The 20416-nt window shown below is 64.6% G+C and carries 21 protein-coding genes; 7 read left to right on the top strand and 14 right to left on the bottom strand.

The window, feature by feature from the left end:
• Positions 1–6 precede the first annotated feature (6 nt).
• The 5 genes from HMI57_RS10050 to HMI57_RS10070 all read right to left on the bottom strand — a co-directional run bounded on the left by HMI57_RS10050 (position 7) and on the right by HMI57_RS10070 (position 5427).
• Positions 7–1419 carry a D-alanyl-D-alanine carboxypeptidase family protein gene (locus HMI57_RS10050; RefSeq protein ID WP_228721039.1) on the bottom strand — a complete coding sequence of 471 codons (1413 nt, stop codon included), beginning with the start codon at positions 1417–1419 and terminating at the stop codon, positions 7–9.
• Between the two features lie 85 nt (positions 1420–1504).
• Positions 1505–2269: an amino acid ABC transporter ATP-binding protein gene (locus HMI57_RS10055; RefSeq protein ID WP_318779158.1), complete on the bottom strand. Its 765-nt coding sequence runs from the start codon at positions 2267–2269 to the stop codon at positions 1505–1507.
• Positions 2266–3051, bottom strand: a complete 786-nt coding sequence (locus HMI57_RS10060) for an amino acid ABC transporter permease (protein WP_171585868.1) — start codon at positions 3049–3051, stop codon at positions 2266–2268. Before HMI57_RS10060 ends, HMI57_RS10055 begins: the two co-directional genes overlap by 4 nt.
• 95 nt (positions 3052–3146) lie before the next feature.
• The gene (locus HMI57_RS10065) at positions 3147–3941 is read right to left on the bottom strand and encodes a transporter substrate-binding domain-containing protein (RefSeq protein WP_171585869.1); all 795 of its coding nucleotides are present in this window, start codon (positions 3939–3941) and stop codon (positions 3147–3149) included.
• A 145-nt stretch (positions 3942–4086) separates the two neighbouring features.
• A complete protein-coding gene (locus HMI57_RS10070; RefSeq protein ID WP_216607307.1) occupies positions 4087–5427 on the bottom strand; it encodes an isochorismate synthase in 1341 nt (446 codons plus the stop codon).
• A gap of 118 nt (positions 5428–5545) precedes the next feature.
• Here HMI57_RS10070 and HMI57_RS10075 point away from each other — a divergent pair, with 118 nt between their 5' ends.
• The 4 genes from HMI57_RS10075 (at position 5546) to HMI57_RS10090 (ending at position 9819) form a co-directional block, all read left to right on the top strand.
• Positions 5546–6304 (top strand): demethylmenaquinone methyltransferase, encoded by a 759-nt coding sequence (locus tag HMI57_RS10075; protein ID WP_171585870.1) that lies wholly within the window; start codon positions 5546–5548, stop codon positions 6302–6304.
• Complete coding sequence (locus HMI57_RS10080; protein WP_171585871.1) at positions 6305–7621, top strand: geranylgeranyl reductase family protein; 1317 nt, start codon at positions 6305–6307, stop codon at positions 7619–7621.
• Positions 7622–7630: 9 nt separating this feature from the next.
• Complete coding sequence (locus tag HMI57_RS10085) at positions 7631–8734, top strand: polyprenyl synthetase family protein (RefSeq protein ID WP_171585872.1); 1104 nt, start codon at positions 7631–7633, stop codon at positions 8732–8734.
• A gap of 260 nt (positions 8735–8994) precedes the next feature.
• Positions 8995–9819 carry a DUF559 domain-containing protein gene (locus HMI57_RS10090; protein ID WP_171585873.1) on the top strand — a complete coding sequence of 275 codons (825 nt, stop codon included), beginning with the start codon at positions 8995–8997 and terminating at the stop codon, positions 9817–9819.
• Positions 9820–9966: 147 nt separating this feature from the next.
• Here HMI57_RS10090 and HMI57_RS10095 read toward each other — a convergent pair whose 3' ends face one another.
• The 4 genes from HMI57_RS10095 to HMI57_RS10110 form a co-directional block, all read right to left on the bottom strand.
• Positions 9967–10437, bottom strand: a complete 471-nt coding sequence (locus tag HMI57_RS10095) for an HIT family protein (protein ID WP_171585874.1) — start codon at positions 10435–10437, stop codon at positions 9967–9969.
• Positions 10434–10862 carry a hypothetical protein gene (locus HMI57_RS10100; protein ID WP_171585875.1) on the bottom strand — a complete coding sequence of 143 codons (429 nt, stop codon included), beginning with the start codon at positions 10860–10862 and terminating at the stop codon, positions 10434–10436. Before HMI57_RS10100 ends, HMI57_RS10095 begins: the two co-directional genes overlap by 4 nt.
• A gap of 60 nt (positions 10863–10922) precedes the next feature.
• Positions 10923–11564, bottom strand: coding sequence for a TRIC cation channel family protein (locus tag HMI57_RS10105; protein ID WP_171585876.1), 642 nt, complete (start codon positions 11562–11564; stop codon positions 10923–10925).
• Positions 11565–11665: 101 nt separating this feature from the next.
• The gene (locus HMI57_RS10110) at positions 11666–12298 is read right to left on the bottom strand and encodes a putative glycolipid-binding domain-containing protein (protein ID WP_171585877.1); all 633 of its coding nucleotides are present in this window, start codon (positions 12296–12298) and stop codon (positions 11666–11668) included.
• 54 nt (positions 12299–12352) lie between these two features.
• Between HMI57_RS10110 and HMI57_RS10115 the strand changes: the two genes are divergently transcribed.
• A complete protein-coding gene (locus HMI57_RS10115) occupies positions 12353–13321 on the top strand; it encodes an alpha/beta hydrolase fold domain-containing protein (protein ID WP_171585878.1) in 969 nt (322 codons plus the stop codon).
• Positions 13322–13788: 467 nt separating this feature from the next.
• Here the strand turns inward: HMI57_RS10115 and HMI57_RS10120 are convergent, their stop codons facing one another.
• Together HMI57_RS10120 and HMI57_RS10125 are read right to left on the bottom strand one after the other, a co-directional pair.
• On the bottom strand, positions 13789–14502 hold the full coding sequence (locus HMI57_RS10120; RefSeq protein ID WP_171585879.1) for a GAF and ANTAR domain-containing protein: 714 nt from the start codon (positions 14500–14502) through the stop codon (positions 13789–13791).
• Between the two features lie 9 nt (positions 14503–14511).
• Positions 14512–15201: a GAF and ANTAR domain-containing protein gene (locus HMI57_RS10125; protein WP_171585880.1), complete on the bottom strand. Its 690-nt coding sequence runs from the start codon at positions 15199–15201 to the stop codon at positions 14512–14514.
• 246 nt (positions 15202–15447) lie between these two features.
• Between HMI57_RS10125 and HMI57_RS10130 the strand changes: the two genes are divergently transcribed.
• Both HMI57_RS10130 and HMI57_RS10135 read left to right on the top strand, forming a co-directional pair.
• Positions 15448–16566, top strand: coding sequence for an acyl-CoA desaturase (locus HMI57_RS10130; RefSeq protein WP_171585881.1), 1119 nt, complete (start codon positions 15448–15450; stop codon positions 16564–16566).
• A gap of 22 nt (positions 16567–16588) precedes the next feature.
• On the top strand, positions 16589–16957 hold the full coding sequence (locus HMI57_RS10135; RefSeq protein ID WP_171585883.1) for a TraR/DksA C4-type zinc finger protein: 369 nt from the start codon (positions 16589–16591) through the stop codon (positions 16955–16957).
• A gap of 209 nt (positions 16958–17166) precedes the next feature.
• On the opposite strand, the gene HMI57_RS10140 is transcribed toward HMI57_RS10135, so the two are convergent.
• From HMI57_RS10140 to HMI57_RS10150, 3 genes are all read right to left on the bottom strand, one after another.
• On the bottom strand, positions 17167–17811 hold the full coding sequence (locus HMI57_RS10140; protein ID WP_346655185.1) for a class F sortase: 645 nt from the start codon (positions 17809–17811) through the stop codon (positions 17167–17169).
• Positions 17812–17813: 2 nt separating this feature from the next.
• On the bottom strand, positions 17814–18794 hold the full coding sequence (locus tag HMI57_RS10145) for a hypothetical protein (protein ID WP_171585884.1): 981 nt from the start codon (positions 18792–18794) through the stop codon (positions 17814–17816).
• Between the two features lie 185 nt (positions 18795–18979).
• Positions 18980–20395: a PucR family transcriptional regulator gene (locus HMI57_RS10150; protein WP_171585885.1), complete on the bottom strand. Its 1416-nt coding sequence runs from the start codon at positions 20393–20395 to the stop codon at positions 18980–18982.
• Between the last annotated feature and the right edge of the window lie 21 nt (positions 20396–20416).

Here is a 20416-nt window from a genome sequence, read left to right on the forward strand (position 1 = left end):
TCAGACCTACCGGAACTGCTGGTAGTTCTGCCATCCAGTGCCGACGGTGAAGGAGCCACCCCACCCGCGGGGGGTTATCGGGTAGTGCTTGACGGCTCCCGAGCTGGTGCGGGCGGTCAGCCCGTAGGAGCCCGGTCCCTGGAATCCCGAGACGGCGCGGGCGCTTTCGATATGCTGCCAGCCAGAGCCAATCGTCCTTCGGCTCTCGGAAATGAACCTGGCCTTCCCATCCGACCGGTAGAGCACGAGTTCGCCGGTGGTGCGGGTTCCGAGGACGTCCTGGTTGCCGTCACGGTCGTAGTCGGCGAGTGTGATCCGCAGGTTCTGCCAACCTGATCCGATTTGCCCTCGTGCCTGTGAAGACAGGGCCCCGCCGGTGTTGTTGGCGTAATGCCAGAGCCGCCCAGCACTGTCCTTGGCGACAACTGAGGGGTATGTGCTTCCGCGCCACCAGGTACCCACGGTGATCTCGTGGTTCGCCCACCCGGTCCCGATCCGGATCGGCGCCTGGAACCCGCCCCCGCGGAGTCCGCGGTAGAGGGTCAGCCGACCGTCCTGCCACTGGGCGAGGATGTCCTGGACTCCGTCTGCGTTCCAGTCGGTGGCGAATCCGGCCTTCAGGCCCACCCAGCCGCTACCGACCAGGGATCGTTTGGCAAGCCCCCCGGACCAGTTCGCCGGATAGTTCCACAGCTTCCCTGATGAATCGACTGTGGTGAGATCCGTGGGGCTCTTGATCGAGGGATTGGAGCCGTTGAAACAGTGCTCAAGGGTTGGAAAGCCACGGGTTTTCATCTCGGTGGCCAAGGGTCGTCCTACATACCGCAGGTGCCAGGGTTCATAGGTGTACCCGGTGGTGGACTGGTAACCGTCTGGATAGCGGATGATGAACCCGTATTTGTACGCATTGGCCGCGACCCACCGGCCGCCCGGAGTGTCGCCGAAGCAGGAACCCAACCCACACGACCCGTTGGCGTTCCCGACGTCGACGGCGAGTCCCGTCTGGTGCTCACTGTGCCCGGGTCGCGCTGAAAGGGTGTCAGCGACCGCCTGGCCATAGATCGACACGTAGTAGTTGTAGAGGGCCGCCTGCTCATCGTAGGAGCGGTATGCGCTCACCACGCTCAGGGGGGCTCCAGCGTTGCGTGCGCCGGCGAAGAGGTTCGAAAGATTCGCCGAAACGGCACTGCGCATCACATAGTTCGTTCCCGGAAAGTAGACCAGATCCGGGGCGATGTAGTTCAGCGGATTCAGGGGCCGGGACTTGGTCACAAGCACGTGATAGCTGTTGGGATCACCCACCGGAAGGGCAGCGGTCGCGGGCTGGGCCGTGAGCATCCCGCCCATGAGGGCACAGCAGAGGGCGACGACGCTGATCAATCGGGCGCGAAGCCGTGCGGGCCGGGTGGGTGAGGGCATGAGGATTCCCGCTGTAGGTGGGTCAGATGGACTTATCGTCCCACGCGTTCGGGTCCGCCGCTAGGGGCCCGGCACGCGGGCCGGGCTACAGGACCTTGGAGAGGAACTCGCGGGTGCGTTCATGCTGCGGGTTGCCAAGGACGTCTTCCGGCTTGCCCTGTTCAACGACTACGCCGCCGTCCATAAACACCACCCGGTCCCCAACCTCCCGGGCAAACCCCATTTCGTGGGTGACCACCATCATGGTCATGCCGTCCTTGGCGAGTTGCTTCATCACGTCCAGGACGTCACCGACCAGCTCGGGGTCCAGGGCACTGGTGGGCTCGTCGAACAGCATCATGTCGGGATCCATCGACAGCGCGCGGGCGATGGCCACGCGTTGCTGCTGGCCACCGGAGAGCTGGGCCGGGAACGCTGTCGCCTTGTCCTTCAGCCCCACTTTGGCGAGGTTGCGGGCAGCGACTTCGCCTGCCTCGGACTTGCTCCGCTTCTTCGCCCGAATCTGCGCCAGGGTGAGGTTGCGGGTCACGTTCAGGTGCGGGAAGAGGTTGAACTGCTGGAACACCATGCCGATGCGGGTGCGTACCTTGTCCAGGTCCGTCTCGTCGTCGGTGATGTCGACGCCCTCCACCATAATGGTGCCGCTGGTGGGCTCCTCCAGCCGGTTCACGCAGCGGAGGAGGGTGGATTTGCCGGAGCCCGAAGGCCCGATGACGCAGACCACCTCACCCTGGTCCACATGGAAATCAATCCCCTTCAGGACCTCGTTGTCACCGAAACTCTTGTGCAGGTTGCGGACCTCAATGGCCGGCACGCCTTTGCGGAGCGCTGGTTCGGTCACCTCGCTCACCGCCCTCTCTTGTTGTGTCGTTCGAGCTTGGCCACCAGTTGGGTGAGCGGCAAGGTAATGATCAGGTAAAGCAGGGCGGCGAGCACCAGCGGGGTTGCGTTGGCGGAAGAGGACACCATGTCGCGGGCGAAGGTGGTCAGCTCGCGGTCGCCCAGTGCCATGCCGGCGATGAACAGCAAGGAAGTGTCCTTGATGAGAATGACCAGTTCATTGGTCAGCGGTGGGGTGATGATCCTGAACGCCTGTGGGAGGACCACGGAGATCATGGTCCAGGAGGGGTGCATCCCGAGGGACCGTGCAGCCTCCACCTGGCCCGGTGGGACTGCCTCGATTCCGGCGCGGATGGTCTCGGCGATGTAGGCGGAGGAGACGATGATCAGGGCAATCAGGCCAGCGCCTGCGCTGCCGCCCGGGGGCCGCCACCCGAAGGCGATGGGTACCGCGAAGGCAAACCCAAAGATCACCAACAGTGCCGGCAGGCCACGGAACAGCTCAATGTAGGCGGTGGCAGCCCAGCGGTAGGGCAACACTGGGGAAAGCTTCATCAGTGCCAGGATCAGCCCGAGCAGAAGTCCGCCGACGAAAGCAATTGCCGTATACAGGACGGTGTTCTTCGCAGCGACCGTGAGGATCTCGGGGAACGCCTCAATAGCGACATCCACATCGAAGAAGTTGCTTCGGATTGCCCCCCAGTCAGCGAGCGCGACGACGACGGCGACGGCGAGGATGAAGAGTGCATACAGTGCGCCGCGGGTGAGGCGTCTGCGGGTTGAGCGTTTCACTTTGGGAGCCAATCTCTCTCAGAAGACTTACGAAACGGAACCCGCCACGGCTGCGCTGGAGAAGTGCTGCCGTGGCGGGTTCCGGACCAGGGTTTCTACTCCGAGAAGTAGGTGTTGTAAATCTCGTCGTATTCGCCGTTGTCCCGCAGTTCGGCGAGCTGCTCGTTGACGGCGGCCAGCAGCTCCTCGCTGCCTTCCTTGGTGGTCGCGAAGCCGTACTGCTCATCGGTCTCGAACTCGGCGGCGATCGTGTAGGTGCCGTCCTCAGTGTGGGCGAGGTTCACCGGGAGGTCCTGAAGAATCGCCGCAACATTTCCTGCCTGCAGTGCTGAGTACAGCTCGGCGTCGCTCGGGAAGGCCACCACCTCGGTGTCAGCGGGGACGTTCTCGCGGGTGTAGGTCTCACCGGTGGTTCCAGCCTGCACACCGACGGACTCGCCAGCCAGATCGTCGATCGAGGCAACCTCGGAATCGACAGGTACCAGCAGTGACTGCAGTGAGTCGTAGTAGGGCTCGGTGAACGCAAGATTCTCCGCGCGTTCCTCGGTGATCGTGATAGCGCTCGCTCCGATGTCGCACTGACCGGCGGACAGCACTGCACCACTGGCGAGGCCGTCGAAGCCAACGTCGACTACCTCAAGCTCGAGGTCCATGCCGGTGGCGATAGCGCGCATCAGGTCCATGTCGAAGCCCACGTACTCGCCGTCTTCTTCATATTCGAAGGGTGCGTACGGGATGTCCGAGCACACGGTGAGGGAGCCTTCGGCGACCAGGCCGAGGCCTGACTCGTCGGCAGCTGGCTCATCGGAGCCGCCACAGGCGCTGAGGGCCAGCGCGCCGATCGCGGCAATGGCTAGGGTTTTGGGAACTGCTGAGCGCTTGGCAAACATACAACTACCTCTTTTGTGGACGGGAAAAACTTCGTTTCACAGTGTAGTCGCATCGAGATGTGCATCACAGGCTACAACTATTGCGTATAGGTAACCATGAGGTTTCGCTCACCTACCTGAAACTCCGACGAGGAAGTAGTTGATGCTAGCGGCGAATGCCCAGCGCCTCGATCATGGGCCGGAATTTGCTCCAGGATTCCGCCAGCTCTGCGGCAGCATTGGAGGCCGCGACGATCCCGCACCCCGCATACATCCGCACCCGGGTGGGGCTCTCGATCACAGCTCCACGGAGCGCGATGCCCCACTCCCCATTGCCGCGGGCGTCCATCCAGCCGACGGGTCCGGCGTAGGGCCCACGCTCAAGGTGTTCCAATTCGCGGATCAACGCACCCGCCACCGTAGTGGGGGTGCCGCAAACGGCGGCGGTGGGGTGCAGTGCACCGACCAGGGCCAACGACGTCGGCACGCTCCCATCGGCCCCAGGTTCCAGCTCAGCTGTGACATCGGAAGCCAGGTGCCAGACGTTCGGGAGTTCCAGCACGAAGGGCTCACTGTGCGAGGTCATCGAGCTGGTGAACGGTTCCAGTTGCTGGGTCAGCGAGTCGATTGCAATCTGGTGCTCATGGAGTTGTTTAGTTGAACCGGCCAGGACCCGCTGTGCGTAGTCCGGGTCATCCGCCGGCGCGTTGTTGCGGTCAAGTGTGCCTGCCAGTACCCGGGCACGCGCCGTCGAGTTCTCCACCTTGATCAGCATTTCCGGGGTCGAACCGATCAGTCCGTCCACCGAATAGGTCCAGCAGTCGGAATACCTCACGGCCAACTCACGCAGCACCTGGGCCGTGGCCACCGGGGACCCGAGTTCTGCCACGACATCGCGGGCGAGTACCAGCTTGCTCAGTTCGCCGGACCTGATGTGCTCGATACCCTGCTCGACCGCGGTCATCCACTGCTCCTCGGAGAGGATCCCTGACGTGAGCCGGTCCGCAGCGTCGGGAATCCGTTCAAGGGCGGTTTCGTCCAGATACTCGGCCAGCGCTGCCTCGGCTGCCGCCCCGCTCAGCTCCGCGTCGGCGTCGTCGGTGATGTAGGTGAGCCAGCTGTGGCCGTCACGGCAGCCAACCACAATCCGCGGCACGATCAGCCGGGACGGATGCCCCGAGGTCTTCGAGAAGGCGAATGAGCCGAAGGCCACCAGTCCGGAACCGGGGACGCTGAGCGGATTTACGACGTCGGCTGCGGCGAGTTCGGTGCGCCACCACTCCTGGGCCTCGGCAAACCGGCCCGGTCCCGTCGCGGTAAACCGGGCGGTCTCGCCGAACGCGACCAGCCCGTCGCCGCGGCGGACCCAGGTATGAACGTCGTTCCGCACCACGTAGTCCAGGAGTCCGGTGCTGTCGTCGAGCTGTCCCCGCTCGATGGTGATGCTGCGGAGGCCGTGCGCTGGTGTCAGCGGCGGCGCGACCGCGATGGGGGACGGGGTGCTCATGATTTCCAAGCCTACTCTTGCCCGGGAGCGGGTCCGTCTGGTCAGGGTAGGCGACGATGGCAGCCGGTCGTATGGACGATTGATTAGGGACCTGTCAATTGTTTGAGACAATGAAGGGGTGAACCGTGCATCACTGGAAAAGCGTCCCGAAGAAGTAGCAGCCATGTTTGACGACGTGGCGCCCAAATACGACGTCGTCAACGACGTCCTGTCCCTCGGGCAGACCCACCGCTGGCGCCGCATTGTGGTGGAGGCAGTGGGTGCTGTGAAGGGCCAGCGGGTCCTCGACCTTGCGGCGGGCACCGGCACCTCCAGCGAGCCGTACGCTGACAATGGTGTGTATGTGGTGGCGTGTGATTTCTCTCTCGGCATGCTGCGGGTGGGGAAACGCCGCCGCCCGGACATCGACTTCATCGCCGGGGACGCCACCGACCTCCCGTTCGCCGATGACTCCTTCGACGCAACGACCATCTCTTTCGGGTTGCGCAATGTGCACCGCCCGCAGCTGGCGCTCGCCGAGATGCTCCGCGTCACCAAGCCCGGCGGCAAACTGGTCATCGCTGAGTTCTCCCAGCCGACTGTCCCGCTGTGGCGCACCATGTACACCGAATACCTGATGCGCGCCCTCCCCGCCATCGCCACGAAGGTCAGTTCGAACCCCACCGCCTACGTATACCTCGCCGAGTCCATCAGGGCCTGGCCCGACCAGGATGCGCTCGCCGGGTGGCTCACGGATGCCGGCTGGGAGAACGTGGCCTACCGGAACCTGAACGGCGGGATTGTGGCAGTTCACCGGGCCACCAAGCCACTGGACTCTTCAGCCACAGCACCCGCCCAGGCGCGCATCCGCCGCCGCAGCGCACGGCCAGCCAACTAAGTGTCGGTCCTGATAGTCGGGGCTGGCCCCGCCGGGTCGACCGCTGCCTACTACCTGGCCCGTGCCGGGGTGGACGTCACAGTCGTCGAAAAGTCAGTTTTCCCCCGGGAAAAGGTTTGTGGCGACGGGTTCACCCCCCGCGCGGTGCGTGAAATCCAGCTGCTCGGACTACCGCACGAGGAAACGGCAGGTTGGCGCCGCAACGTGGGGCTCCGGCTCCGGGCCGGCGGGCGAACGGTCGAGGTGCCCTGGCCAGAACTCACCGACTTTCCCGACTACGGACTGGTCCGCACCCGGCTCGGTTTCGATGAGGAACTGGCTGAGCACGCCCGCGCCGCCGGAGCGGTCATCCTGGAGGGCCATTCAGTCACTTCAGCCATCCGGGACGACGCCGGACGGGTGACAGGCGTCGTCGTCAATATCCTTGATGCGGCCGGTCGGAAAACAGGGGAGACCCGGAAGTTCCACGCCGACACCGTCCTCGCCGCCGACGGTAACTCGACCCGCACCGCCGTCAGTCTTGGACTGGCGAAGCGTGATGACCGCCCGCTCGGTGTCGCGGTGCGCACCTACTTCACGTCCCCTCGCCACGAGGACCCGTGGATGGAAGGGTGGCTTGAGCTGCCCGACGCCACCGGCCGCCCGCTGCCTGGCTACGGCTGGGTGTTCGGTGTGGGGGATGGGACCTCCAACGTGGGCCTCGGAATCCTGAACTCGTCGGCCGAGTTCGGGAAGATCGACTACAAGCAGGTCCTGAAGGACTGGACTGCCGGGATGCCCCCGGAATGGGGCTTTGTCCCCGAGCAGCAGGTAGGGGAGATCCGTGGGGCCGCTCTGCCGATGGGCTTCAACCGGACTCCTCACTACAGCCCCGGAATGTTGCTGCTGGGCGACGCCGGGGGAATGGTGTCCCCGTTCAACGGTGAAGGCATTTCCTATGCGATGGAGTCGGCCCGCTACGCCGCCGAGTTCATCATCAATGCCGAGCAGGTCCGCTCACCCCTCGGCCGGGACCAGGTACTGGCCGGTTATGCGCCCCACCTCCGGGGTTTGTGGGGCAGCCACTTCACCCTCGGCACCATTTTCGCGCAGCTTATTGGTAAGCCAGCCATCCTGCGGTTGGCCCTCCGGACCGGAATGCCCATTCCGGTGCTGATGCGCTTCGTTGTGCGCATGCTCGCGAACCTGACTGACACCGGCGGCAAGGGTTTCGAGGACCGCGTCATTCACTTGCTGGAGCAGCTGGTGCCTGCCGTCAGCAACCAATCCCATTCACGCACGCGGACGCATGCCAGCTCCGCGCGCTCTACTAGTTAGTCTTAGACAGTGACTGAATCTGCGAACCCCGGCTGGACCAGCGCTGGTCACCCGCGCTCCGACAGCGCCGAGCTCGATACTGCCACCGGGGCCATCGCCACCGGCCTGCGGCTCCCGCCCGGTTTCGCCCTGATCGCCGACGATCCCGACCTGGGTCCGGCAGTCTCCACCTGTCTCGCGAAGGTGGAAAAGCAGCTGCGTGAAGCGATCGCCAGCTCCGACCCGCTGGCAGACGCCACCAGCCGTCACCTGGTCGAAGCCGGTGGCAAACGGATCCGGCCGCTGCTGACCATCCTCGCTTCCCACCTCGGCGATTCCAGCCGCCCCGAGGTGGTCCAGGCCGCCGTCGTCGTCGAACTGACCCACCTGGCCACGCTCTATCACGACGACGTCATGGACTCTGCCCCCTACCGCCGCGGCGCCCCGACGGCGCACGAGGTGTGGGGGAACTCGGTCGCCATCCTGACCGGTGACCTGATCTTCGCCCGCGCCTCAATCCTGGTATCGGAGCTGGGTGGCCAGGCGCTCGGGATCCAGGCGCGTACCTTTGAGCGGCTCTGCCTGGGCCAGCTGCATGAGACGGTGGGCCCTCGCGAGGATGAAGACCCCGTGGAGCACTACCTCTCGGTAATTGCCGACAAGACCGGTTCCTTGGTGGCCGCGTCAGGCCAGCTGGGTGCCCTGTTTGGTGAGGCGCCGCAGTCGGCGATCGACGTCATGCTCGCCTATGGTGAGCGGGTCGGCGTGGCTTTCCAGCTGGCCGACGACGTCATCGACGTCACGGGCGTCAAGGTCACCTCGGGCAAGTCGCCCGGCACCGACCTGCGCGAAGGCGTGCCGACCCTGCCTGTCCTGCTGATCCGGCAGGCCGCGTCCCGTGGGGATGCCTCTGCCGTGGCCGTGCTGGACCTGGTGGATGGGGACCTCACCTCGGACGAGGCGCTTGCCACTGCCGTCGCCGCAGTCAGCGGCCACCCGGCCACCCAGGAAGCCTGGGCGGTAGCTCACCAGTGGGCCGACGACGCCGTCGCTGCCCTCGAGCCACTGCCCGAAAGCATCGTCAAGCAGGCACTGACCGCGTTTGCGCAGGCAGTGGTCACCCGGGACGTCTAGTCCTTTCCTGTTCCCGCGCCAGATCCCTGCCGGCGTGCACGTTTCCCCACGTTCTTTGTCCAGCAGGGCCACGTCGACGGCGTGTCTCCCGCCGCCACGGGGTCTGCTGCCCGGTAGGTGGGGAAACCTGCACGGCTCCCGATGCGGCGGGCTTTGTCTTCACCTCCCCAGCCGTCCTCCGTCGACGCTTCTTGGTGAAGCTGCCCACATAAGGGCAGTCGGGCGACCGCAGACCGGAGGGAATCGGGTGCACTGTCCGGATGGATACCATCGCCACCCTCAGGGGTCTGGGGTCGGTCGCCCGCTGCAGCGAGGTGCTAAGACGAGGTCCGACCCGCCGCCAGATTGACCGCCATGTGGCACGCGGTGAGATTCGCCGACTCCGCCCGGGGGTAATAGCCCTGCCCGACGCGCGCCCCGACTATGTGGCGGCCGTCCTCAACAACGGTCGGCTGACCTGTGTTTCCGCTGCGGGGGCCTACGACCTGTGGACGATTTCTCCAGCGACCACCCTGCACCTGAGTTGCCGACATGGACATGGCGGCGGATACACGAACCACCGGGTGCAAACCGTCCCACCCCATCCACGGGTGCCGCTGGTGGGAGTGGTGGACGTGCTGATCCACGCATTGAGATGCCTTCCACCGCTGGAAGCCGCCGTCATGGTCGAGTGCGCACTCCGTCGTGGCGACACGGTCCGGAGCTTCCTGCTGGATCAGCTACCGGGGGACCGGAACGGCACTGCCCGGGCGGTAGTGGACCTCGTGACCTGTACGGCCGAGTCTCCCCTGGAGGTGGTGGCACGGATCCTGTTCATGAATGCGGGATTCCACGTCGAAACCCAGGTACCGCTGACCGGCGTCGGAAGGGTTGACTTCCTGCTGGAGGGCTTCCTGGTGGTTGAAGTGGACGGGGCCGCCTACCACTCCGACCGCCGCGCCTTGAGGCGAGACCTCCGGCGAAACAACGCGGTCATGGTGGGTGGGTATCTCGTCCTCCGGTACAGCTACGAGGACATCATGTTCCACCCCGACGAGGTGCTGTGGGAGATCCGTCAGGTCTTTTCAGGCCGCGTGATCCGCTGACCCGCGTGCAGGTTTCCCCAGGTACTGGCCCGGATCCGGGCCGCAGACCGGTGTGTCGGCCGCGGACACGCAGATGATGCTTCACAACCTGGGGAAACCTGCACAGGCACAAGCCACCACGGGAAGGGCAAACGACCCAGCCGAGTACTACAGGACGGAGCGGAGCTCGTCGGCCTTCCGTGCCCGGACCGCGGGGTCCACGATGGGGCGCTTCGGCGTGAAGTAGAAGCCGTCGTCGTGCCACCGGGGGAGGACATGCTGGTGATAGTGCCAGACGTGCTGGCTGCCGGCAGGTTCGTTGTGCTGCCGGGTGGAGATGCCATCCGGCGCCCAGGCGCGTTTGATGGCGACGGCCATGTCGCGGGTGACAGTCATGATGCGGGCGGCGACGTCGTCGGGCAATTCATACAGCAACTCGAAGTGGGCGCGAGGAGTCACCAGCACGTGGCCGGGGTGCGGTTCGAATCCGTGGGAGGCAATAAAGGCCAGCACCAGGTCGTCCGAGTAGATCAGATCGCCGGGTCGGCACAGGTTCCTTGGCGCACTGAAATCTCCGGCAGCAAAGTCGCAGAACGGGCACTGGTAACCGTCAGGCGCGTGCCGCACCCATTCGGTCACTGCTCGTCCGTGTCTTCCTCGAACACCCACTCGAACATGTCCAGGACATACTCGCTGAAGGTGCCCTCTTCGCTCTTCCACGTTCCCCGGGCATTATTGCGACGCCAGATGATAGGGTCCGGGACGTTCAACTGGTCCACGCGGATTCCCCAGGTGTACTTCTCCTCTTCATCCTCGAGGAAAAGGAGGTGACCGTCTTCGATGGTCAGCTCGTCGGGATCCCAGAAGAAGTGGTACGCCTCCATGATGTCCTCGACGGCGCCGACCGCGAGGTAGAAGTCGCGCAGCGCGAGCGGGAGGTCAAAATCCTGGTCCTCCATGAGGTCCTGGAGTTCCTCTTTCGACAGGCCATCTTTCGCCGACCACTGGTCATCGAAGTACGCCGGAACAAGCGCACGGAATTTGTCCAGGAATAGCTCAGTCACTTGGAACTCCAGGGGTGGGGGTGGGGGATACATCCATCCTAGCCCCCGCTGCGGGGTCGGTTAAGCAGTGCCTGAACGCTTCCAGCCGAGCACCGCGAGGGGCGCCCGCCAGCTGAAGCGCCACGCGAGAACCCGCAGCGCGAAGACCAGTGTCGCGACGACGGCTCCGGTCACCACGTTGAACCACCCAGTGCCCACCAGCAGGGTAGTCAGTCCGGCGCCCAGCATCGCGGGGAGGGCATAGATGTCCCGCGGATCGAACAGCTGGGGTATCTCGTTCGCGACGACGTCGCGCAGTAATCCGCCGCCCACGGCCGTGGTCACCCCAAGCAGGATCCCCGCTACCGGGTGCAGTCCGAACTCGAGCGCCTTGACCGTGCCGGTAATACAGAACAATCCCAGGCCTGCGGCGTCGAAGACCACCAACAGGTTGCTGACCCGCTCCACTCCGGAGAACAGGAAATACACCAGCAGGGTGGCGAGTACCGGCGGAATCAGGTAGGCGGGATTCGAGAACGCCGCCGGAACCGTGTCGATGATGAGGTCCCGTGCCACACCGCCGCCCAGCCCGGCGAGCGAGGCGAGGAGCAGGGAACCCACCAGATCGAAGCCCTTGCGTGCAGCCAGCAGGGAGCCGGAGACGGCGAAGAAGAAGACTCCCAGCAGGTCGATCAGCAGGGCTACGTCCGCCGCGTCGATCATGGGTTCCTCGCTGTCCGGGTTGCACGTGGTTGGTCTGCGCCAGATGCATTACCGGCCTCCACGAGTTTACCCAGAGCCAGCCACCGCGGGCTGCCGGGGTGTTAGCGGATCCGCCGGGCGAGACCGGGATAGTCCACCACGACGCCGTCGTCGTCCACGGTGAGTTCGGCAGTAAAGCCGCCGTTACCCGAGCTGTACAACACCATGGCGGGACTATCCTCACGCGCTGAACGCACATGGCTGTACACCTGACGGCTGGGGATCACGCGCAGGCTCGGCACCTCCACCCAGGCCATGGTCAACTCGGTTTCATCGACCGGAGCGGCGTCCCCCGACAGAAGGTCCAGCCGCAGGATCGGCATGGTGTTGGTGACCGGGCACAGGCCCAGGTCACAGTCCAACGCGCCAGCCAGGGCGTCAGGGTCAGTGATTCCGGGTTCCGGAAGGGCTGAATCTCCAGAACTGTGCGCCATGCAGGACCACTCACCGGCCTCGCTGCGGTCCAGCTCGAGGTGGCGGCTCCACCCCCGCCCGTGGACCGTCGCGGTGAGCCGCTGGGTGACCCAGCCCGAGGTCGTCGCGAGCGCCCAGCTGATCGCGTAGTCAGCGGTCCGGGAAGTTCCGTGCGCGGTGAGGCGGTCGGTCTCGAGGTTGATCGTTGCCGTGTCGATCCTGGTGGGATCGTCCTCGCCCTGCCAGCTGTGCTGGAGGCTGGTGTGTGCCGGGTTTACCATCCTCTCACCTTAGGCAGCGGCGCCCGCCACCGCTAGGCCTCTAGAGTTAAGCCCATGATCCCGACCAACCGGACCGCTCCCAATCGTCCGAGCGTGCCCATGCGACTTGTCAGTGCCGCGTTGCGTCTGACGCCCACCAAGGCGCACTACAACTCGGTCGGCTGGATGCGGGGACACTACCTGCAGCGCACCTATCCCAGCCCCGCGCCGCTGACCCGCGCGCTGCGCCGGCAGTGCAGCATCGAGGATTACCTCGTTGATGGTGTCCGGACACTGACGCTGCGGCCGCGGTCCGGTGGCTCGGGCCGGCACATCATCTACACCCACGGCGGCACCTACATCAACGAACTGGCCATAGTGCACTGGTGGATCATCGCTGCTTTGATCAGATCCACCGGTGCCACGGTGACGGTTCCGCTGTACCGGTTGGCACCCGAGCACACGGTCACCGAGGCCTACCGCTATCTCACCGCCGTCTACGAGCGGGTGCTCAGCACCACCGCCGCCGACGACGTCGTCCTGGCGGGCGACTCGGCGGGTGCAGGCTTGGCGGTGGGGCAGGCGTTGCATTTCGCCGCCGCGGATCTGCCGCGTCCCGGCCGGCTGGTGCTGTTCTCACCGTGGCTGGACATCACCGGCACCAACCCGGATATTCCACAGTACGATCGGGTTGACCCGATGCTGGGCGTGCCCGGCGCCGTCGAGGCCGGCAGATGGTGGGCAGGGGATGCCGACCCGCGGCACCCCTCACTCAGCCCAGTCTTCGCTTCACCGACTGCGTTGGCTGGCCTGCCGCCGACCTCCATTTATCAGGGCACCCGGGACATCTGCATGGCGGATGCTCTCGCCTTTGAACGGGGGATGCGCGACGCCGGCGGCGACGTGACGCTCCATCGGTTTGCCGGGGCGTTCCACGTGTTTGTCGGGATGCCGTGGCTCCCCGAATCGCGGGCGGTGTTCGCTGATATCGCCGAGACTTTGCCGACAGAAGAATCAGTGGCGAAAGAGAAGCCTCAACTGTAGACGCAATTGCTCGGGAGGATTATGCTTGGTGTACTGCCCCAGACCCTGGCACCGTGTTGAGTATGGGCATTCCGCGGAAGCAATTGGTCGGGGCATTTTCTATTCTCCCTGACTTGGTGTTCTTGCCAGGCGGCGCGTTCCTGCTTAGCCGTTTATGGCTCAACATTTGGTGGCAGCAGTGCGAATCCTCAGCATCGTCGGTCATGGGGAGGTATATGAGATATGAGTTCTGAGACAGTCGAACGACTCTTAGAGGGAGACCATATGGCAGCTAAACCGCGGTTAGTAGTCGATTAGGTACATCGGCACTGACGGCAACATGACAACTTGCGTTGTCAGCCGGTTCGGTAATTCCCCCCAGCCACCGAACCGGCTGGCAGCGCTCCTCTATTTAAGGCGCGGTTACTTCATTTAGGGCGCGGTTACTTGAAACCGCGCCCTGGCGTATTAGCGCCGGGCGCAGGATCTCAGAGCGTCAGGGAACGGTCAACGATCCTGGCGGCGGTGTCGTGCAGGGTGAGGTGGTTGCTCCGGGCGTGATTGCGGATCCGGGTGAACGATTCATGCATGTTGACGTTGCTCAGCTGGGCCACAACACCCTTGGCCTGTTCGATGAGGATGCGGCTGGTCAGCGCCCGCTGCAACTGGTCATTGATCATTTCGGCCTCGCGGATCGCCCGCTCCTGCAGGATGCTGATGGTCGCCACGTCGGCCAGCGCCTGGCCAATGGCCGCGTCCTCGGCACTGAGCGCCCCAGAGATGCTCCCAAACAGGTTGAGCGCACCGATGGTCCTGCCCCTGACCCTGAGGGGAATGGCGTGCACCGAGCGAAATCCTTGGGACAGGGCGGCATCCTTGAACTCTGGCCAGCGGTCTCCGAGCTCCCTGATGTCGTTGACAGTGACCACCGTGCCCGTCAGGAAACATTCGACACAGGGGCCCGCACCGGCCTCCCGCTGCAGCACCTCCACGAGTTGGCTTTCCTCGCTGGTGGAGGCCAACACCTGTAGCTCGCCGTACTGATCCACCAGGAGCAGGCCAGCCGCTGAAGCGTCAAGGATGCCGATCGATTCCTCGACGAGGGCGTGCAGGAGGTCAAGGACGTCATAGTCGTCAACCAAAGTGTCGGCGATCTTTACAAAAGCGGCGCTGACGCGTTCCGCCCGGGTCGTGGTCACCATAAGTAAAGTTTACTCCGCTCTCTGTGGATTGGGCTTAAAGTCCAGCCGACGTTCAATCACGTCGGCTGCGACGTCTTTCAGCGGCCGGCTTTCGGAGAAGGCATATCCCCGCAGCAGCAGCAGGGCATCGGTGGCGCTGACGTTGGCTTGGGCAAGGACCATGCCGGTGGCCTGATGGATCTCACGCCGCGACAGGGACGAGCCCTCGGTCCCGCCGAACGAGCCGTCGTGATCGGGCTCCTGGGCCAGGATCCGCCGGAGGAGGGTCCAGGAGGTTGTCTCCGTGAGGTTCGATGCCACCGCCTGGCTGGCGCCGCTCAGTGCGCCGGGTCGGTTTCGATATAGCTCGACCACTCCGATATCAATGGCGCCAAGAACCAGAGGGAAAACAAACATCGCCCTGACCTCGGTGGCCCGAACAGCGTTCCCGAAGACAGGCCACCGGGTGTGCCAACCGTCTGCGGTGTCCGGGACCAGAACCGGCAGTCGGCTCGCAAGGGCATCCCACCGGGGACCTTCGCCCAGTTCGAACTGGAGTTCGTCGAGTTTGCCTGCCACCGCGTCGCTGCAACAGATGGTTTCCTGCTGGGACCCGCTGCTGAGAGAGATGGCGGCGCCGGTCACGGGGAGCTTGACCAGATAGGGGGCACAGAGGTTTACGGGGTCACTCTGCGACGTATTAGCTGACCGCTCAACCATGTTTCCCTGACATTCCTGCCGCATCCGTCAGATGACGGAGCGATCCATTAGCCGAGCGGCAATCCCTAGGGCGGGCTGCCTATTACCTCAGGATAGTCGATACGTGTCCGGACCTTCGGAGAACTGATTTCCCGAGGCCAGCGCCCGCGCGCGGATTCATAGACGTGCCAGCAAGGAGGAACTATCCTTTAACTGTTGTCCCAGAACCCGGCGGCGTGAAGCGAAGTCGCTACGAAGGGTCACTCAATGAGTGGGATAACAGCACAGCAAACCATCAGCGCAGAGCGCGCGTCTGTCACGGGACGCGCCACGACGGCCGTTCCCCGAATTCGCGAGAATGCGCTCGTCAACTCCTACGCCTCACTGCTGAGGAGGGTGCGCAGCGAAGGGTTACTTGAACGGCGCAGGGGCTACTATCTAAGCCACCTTGTCGGCACCCTGACGCTCTTCAGTGGAGTGTGGGTGGGGTTCTTCACCCTCGGGGACTCGTGGTTTCAGTTGCTGACGGCCGCGGTCCTCGGACTGATGCTGACGCACTTTGCCTTCTGGGCCCATGAGGCGGCGCACTGCCAAATCTTCAGTACCCGCCGGGCCAACGAATGGGCCGCCAGAACCGTCGCGGGTCTCCTGGTCGGCATGAGCTATGGCTACTGGGTCAACAAGCACAGCCGCCATCACGACCACCCCAACACCGTTTCGGTTGACCCTGACATCGCAAAGGGCGCGCTGGTTTTTCACGAGGAGGCGGTGGGGGAGCGGAGCCGCGTCGCTGCGTTCGTGTTGCAGCGGCAGGGCTATCTGTTGTTTCCCCTCCTGCTCTTCCTGGGATACACCCTGTACTTCGACTCACTGAAGTACCTCCTCAGTCGAACCCGGGTGTCGCATCGGTGGCTTGAGCTGTCAGGCGTCCTGCTCCGCCTCGGGCTGTACGCAGCGGTGGTCTTCGTCTTCCTTCCACCGGGGCTGGGCGCCGCCTTCATCGGTGTACAGATGGCCGTGTTTGGCCTGTACCTGGGTAGTTCCTTCGCACCGAACCACAAGGGGATGCCCATCATCCCCGCAGGGCAACGGGTTGATTTCCTCAGCCGGCAGGTCCTGACCTCCCGCAACATCAGCGGTGGACGGCTCCTTGCCCTGTTGATGGGTGGACTGAACTACCAGGTGGAGCATCACCTGTTTCCCGACATGGCCCGCCCCCAGCTTCGCCGAGCGCAGATGATCGTCCAGGCGCACTGCCTTGAGCACGGAGTTCCCTACACCGAGACCTCACTGCTGCGGTCCTATGGCATCGTCATCAGGTATCTGAACCAGGTGGGGCTGGCCGCCGAACGCTTCAATTGCCCCGTGACGGATCGGTACCGGTAGACAAGCGCCGTACCATAGCTGGATGGCAACAGACGAAGGGTTTGGGCGGTACCGTCCGTTGCTCCTGGAGGAACTGCAGCGTGCACGGGCCAGTTCCGCAGCGCTCGCGGCGGACAGCCGCTCGGTGAGCGCTGCCCGGGACAATTCGAATGTGGACGATGAACACGACCCTGAGGGAACGACCATCGCCTCTGAGCTGTCCCAGATGTCGGTGCTCTCGCGGGCCGCGGCTACCCGTGCTGCCGAGATCCAGGCGGCATTGGAGCGCCTCGACCACGGCAGCTACGGTCGGTGCGTGTTCTGTGGGGACCCGATTGCCGTGGGCCGGCTCGACGCCCGCCCGTGGACCGCGTTTTGCATCGCTCACGCGTCGTCGAGTGCCCGCGGGTAATCGGTCACACCAGAAGATCGGCCAGTTCGACGGGAATCGGGTCCAGAGCAGAGTGCGCTCCGATTGCTGCAGCGTACCCGGGGGGAGCGCCAACCCACGTGAGGTAGCGGGCGCAGGGTTTCAGCTTCACCGGGGCCCCTCACAGCGTCTGATCTGGTGGTCCTCCGGCCCGCGACGATGCCCACATCAAGGGGTGGTCAAGGGCTGGATCATTCAGCGGGAGTCGCGGTGATCACCACGTTCTTGCCCCAGATGTCCTCCGTGTAGCAGCTGATCACCACCAGGCGGTTGGGTACGATGTCCCAGATCTCGCTGTCCTTGAGGGTGTCCTTGTCGAGAGTGGTGATCGAATCGATGACGTAATCCAGGACACCGGTCTCGGTGGTCAGCTGGATGGAGTCACCCACCTCCGTGTCCGTACTGAGCCGGTTGAAGGGGGCGTCCTTGCCCTCCCAGCTGTGTCCGGTGAGGTAGGTGGTGTCCTCGGATCCGCTGCCGGGGGACCCGAATGAGGTCAACCAGTAGGCGTCCTCGGTCAGGGGCGGAACGATCGACTGGGTGGCGAACTCCTCGGCCGAGGGCGTGAGCGGAAGGATCGACTGGTCGATCCCGGCAGCTTCCACGGTCAACCACCCCGGCGGGGATGCCGCGGGCTCCGCGGCAGGAACGGGAGGAGCGACAGTTGCTTCGGGGGCAGCAGGCTGGGCGGGAACGTACGCGACCGCCACTGCTTGCCGCTCGAATGTAACTGGTGGGGGTGATGCTGCACCAGCCACCGAGGACGCGGTAACGATCAGTGCGGCCGACAGCGCCAGGCCCGTCCAGCGGGCAGCGCGACACCGTCGGCCGGTCACTGTTAGGCCTTCGCGGATCGACGCAGCCAGACGGCGGCACCCGACAGGAGCATCAAGGCGCCTCCGGCCAGTCCGCCGATCGCCAGGGCCCCACCGTCGGTCTCCGAGGTTTCAGCTGCTGCGGTCTGGACGTTCAGACCCCGCCCGGCCGCTGGTGCAACGGCTCCGGGAGCGGCCGGGGTGCTGGGAACGATGGCGACGACGGGCACTTCAATTTGCTGTCCCGTGCCGGCCCCGGTTGCAGCGCAGGCGGCGATCGCGGCGTTGACCAGTACCTGGACCTCTTCCACGCTGGTACCCGGTCCGCCCAGTGCGGAGAGTACTCCCTCGATTACCTCGACGGTGGCGAAGTAGTTGGTCTCGGCGGCAATCACCGCTTCGGAGTACAGTGCGTTGTCGAGCGCGGTCTGCGCGTCCATCAGGGCTGCATCAGCAGCTTCGAAAGCTGCAGGAGCGGCGTCGCGTTCTGCCTGCCGTGCGGAGAGCACTGCGGTTGCGTCGGCCTGGGCGATCAGCGCCGCCGCGAGTTCCGCTTCGGCTGCCAGGCGTGCTTCGTCGTCGCCCTCTGCCACTGCGGCGAGCGCCAGTTCCGCAGCGACCACCCGATCATCCGCGAGGATCTTGATGGTCTGGGCGGCATCCAGCGCCACCTGGGTGGCTTCGACTGCCACGATGGCTGATTCGTAGGCCTGGATAGCCAGATCATAGGCCGCGTATTCCTCGGCGGCTGCTGCGTCAGCGGCCATCCATGCCTCGTCAAGGGCAAGGGAAGCCGCCTCCAGCGCGGTAAGTGCGGCCTTCAACTCGTAGGCCAGGGCGATATCCACCGAGGCGGAGTCGAGGGCGCCGGCCAGGGCGACCTGCGCGGTGACGCACGACTCGGAGTTCGGCGCCGCAGTGGCGGGAGTTGCAGTAATGAATGCGGAGCCGGCAACAAGCGCGGCGCAGGAGCTAAAAGTCAGCAAACGATTACGGTGTGTCATGAGAGTTCGTCTTTCCCCCGAAATGGGCCCTCAAGTCCCCCTTGAGCGGCATCCGCCGGATGCGCGTCGCTGGGTGCGGTTTGCTGTACGGCTGAAGTAATTTGACCACGCGGATTTACGAAATACCAGCAATTCTTTTAACATTTTCGAATCATCTTCGAATTAGTCTCAATTTCCTCAGATAGCTACCTCAATCCCCTGACATTCAGGGCGAGGTACAGGTGAACGCGGTCCGCGGTGACCGCCGGGTTGTACCCGCTGAGGTCCTGGATTTGCTGCAATCGATACCGCACCGTATTCCGGTGGAGCTGGAGGGCTTCGGCTACGGCAGCGACTGATCCATTCAGGGCGAGGTACCGGTCCAGGGTCACCATCAGCTCGGAGTGGTGGCGCTGATCGAATGCCACCACCGGGTCCAGGGCCTCCGCGGCCAGGTCGGCCAGGGGCACGTCCTCGCTGGCCATCAGGAGTGAGGTCAGGGACAGCCGGTCGGGGGTATTGACCGGTTGGCCCCTGGTTAGCGATTCGCGGGCCTCAAAGTAGCTCCAGCGGAAACCACTCGCCTGGGCGTAGGCTCCACCGAAACCGACCTTCGCCGTCAGCCCGGCCCCATGCAGATAGACGCCCATCACCTGACTCACGGCGGAGCCGTCGCCGTCGGGAATAGCGATCACCAAACGCTCATCCACCAGTGCCGCCACCCCCGATTCGAATCCCGCAGGGGTTGGCAGCGTGCGCAGTGCGCGTCGCTGACCGGAGGCAACCTCCACGATCACCACCACCTGGCGCAAACCGGTGTCGATTCCAGCACCGCCGAGGCGCGCGACGGCGTCGGGGCCCGCCAGCGTTCCCCGCACCACGTCCTGGAAGAGTTGTCCCATCACTGCGCGCTCGCTCGCCCGCCGTCGGGCCTGGTTGCTGAGCTCGACGCTGATCAGGTTCTGCGCGTAGGCCACGATGGCGTTGGGTGTGTAGGGCTCGGCGATGGCGAGGGTGCACCGGTCTTTCAGTCCCGTCGCCACCGGCAGGCGGTGCCAGTGCCCCGACGGCGGACCGGCCGGTCCCGTCCCGAATAGGCGAGTCCCGTACTGGGACAGCACGACGTCGGTCCCCAGCATCGCACCCAGCTCACGGAGCAACTGGTGAAGGCCTCCCTCGCCGAGCAGGGCGGACGCCAGGACCTGGTGGCCCTTCAATAGGTTTTCGAGCCGGGAGTAGTGGTCGGCGGAGAGCGAATCAGCAACGATTTTCCCGATGGCGATGAAGGGCGTCTCGTAGGGGACCCGGAAGACGGGGAGGCCCAGGGTGTTGGCTTCGTCGATCAGGGCCGCTGGAACCTGCTTGTGCCCCAACCCGGTGCCAAACCCGATGCCGAGTGCTCCCGACTCGTGGACCCGGCGCACAAAGGCCCGCTGCGCCGTCGTCGTCTTTTGCCGCAACCCGGTGGTCAGCACGATCTCCCCACCGCTGAGAAAGGGGAGCGGGTCTTCCAGTTCGGTCACCGCAACCCACTGGATCGGAAGGTCGACGGGGGCGGTTGTCCCGACCGGGTGGAGATCGAGGCCAGCGGCGGTGAGCAGGGCGGGGAGCGTGATGGCCATGGCTCAACTATAGAGCGGGGT

It is taken from the genome of Arthrobacter sp. 260, from assembly GCF_013116745.1.
Taxonomy (GTDB): Bacteria; Actinomycetota; Actinomycetes; order Actinomycetales; family Micrococcaceae; genus Arthrobacter_D.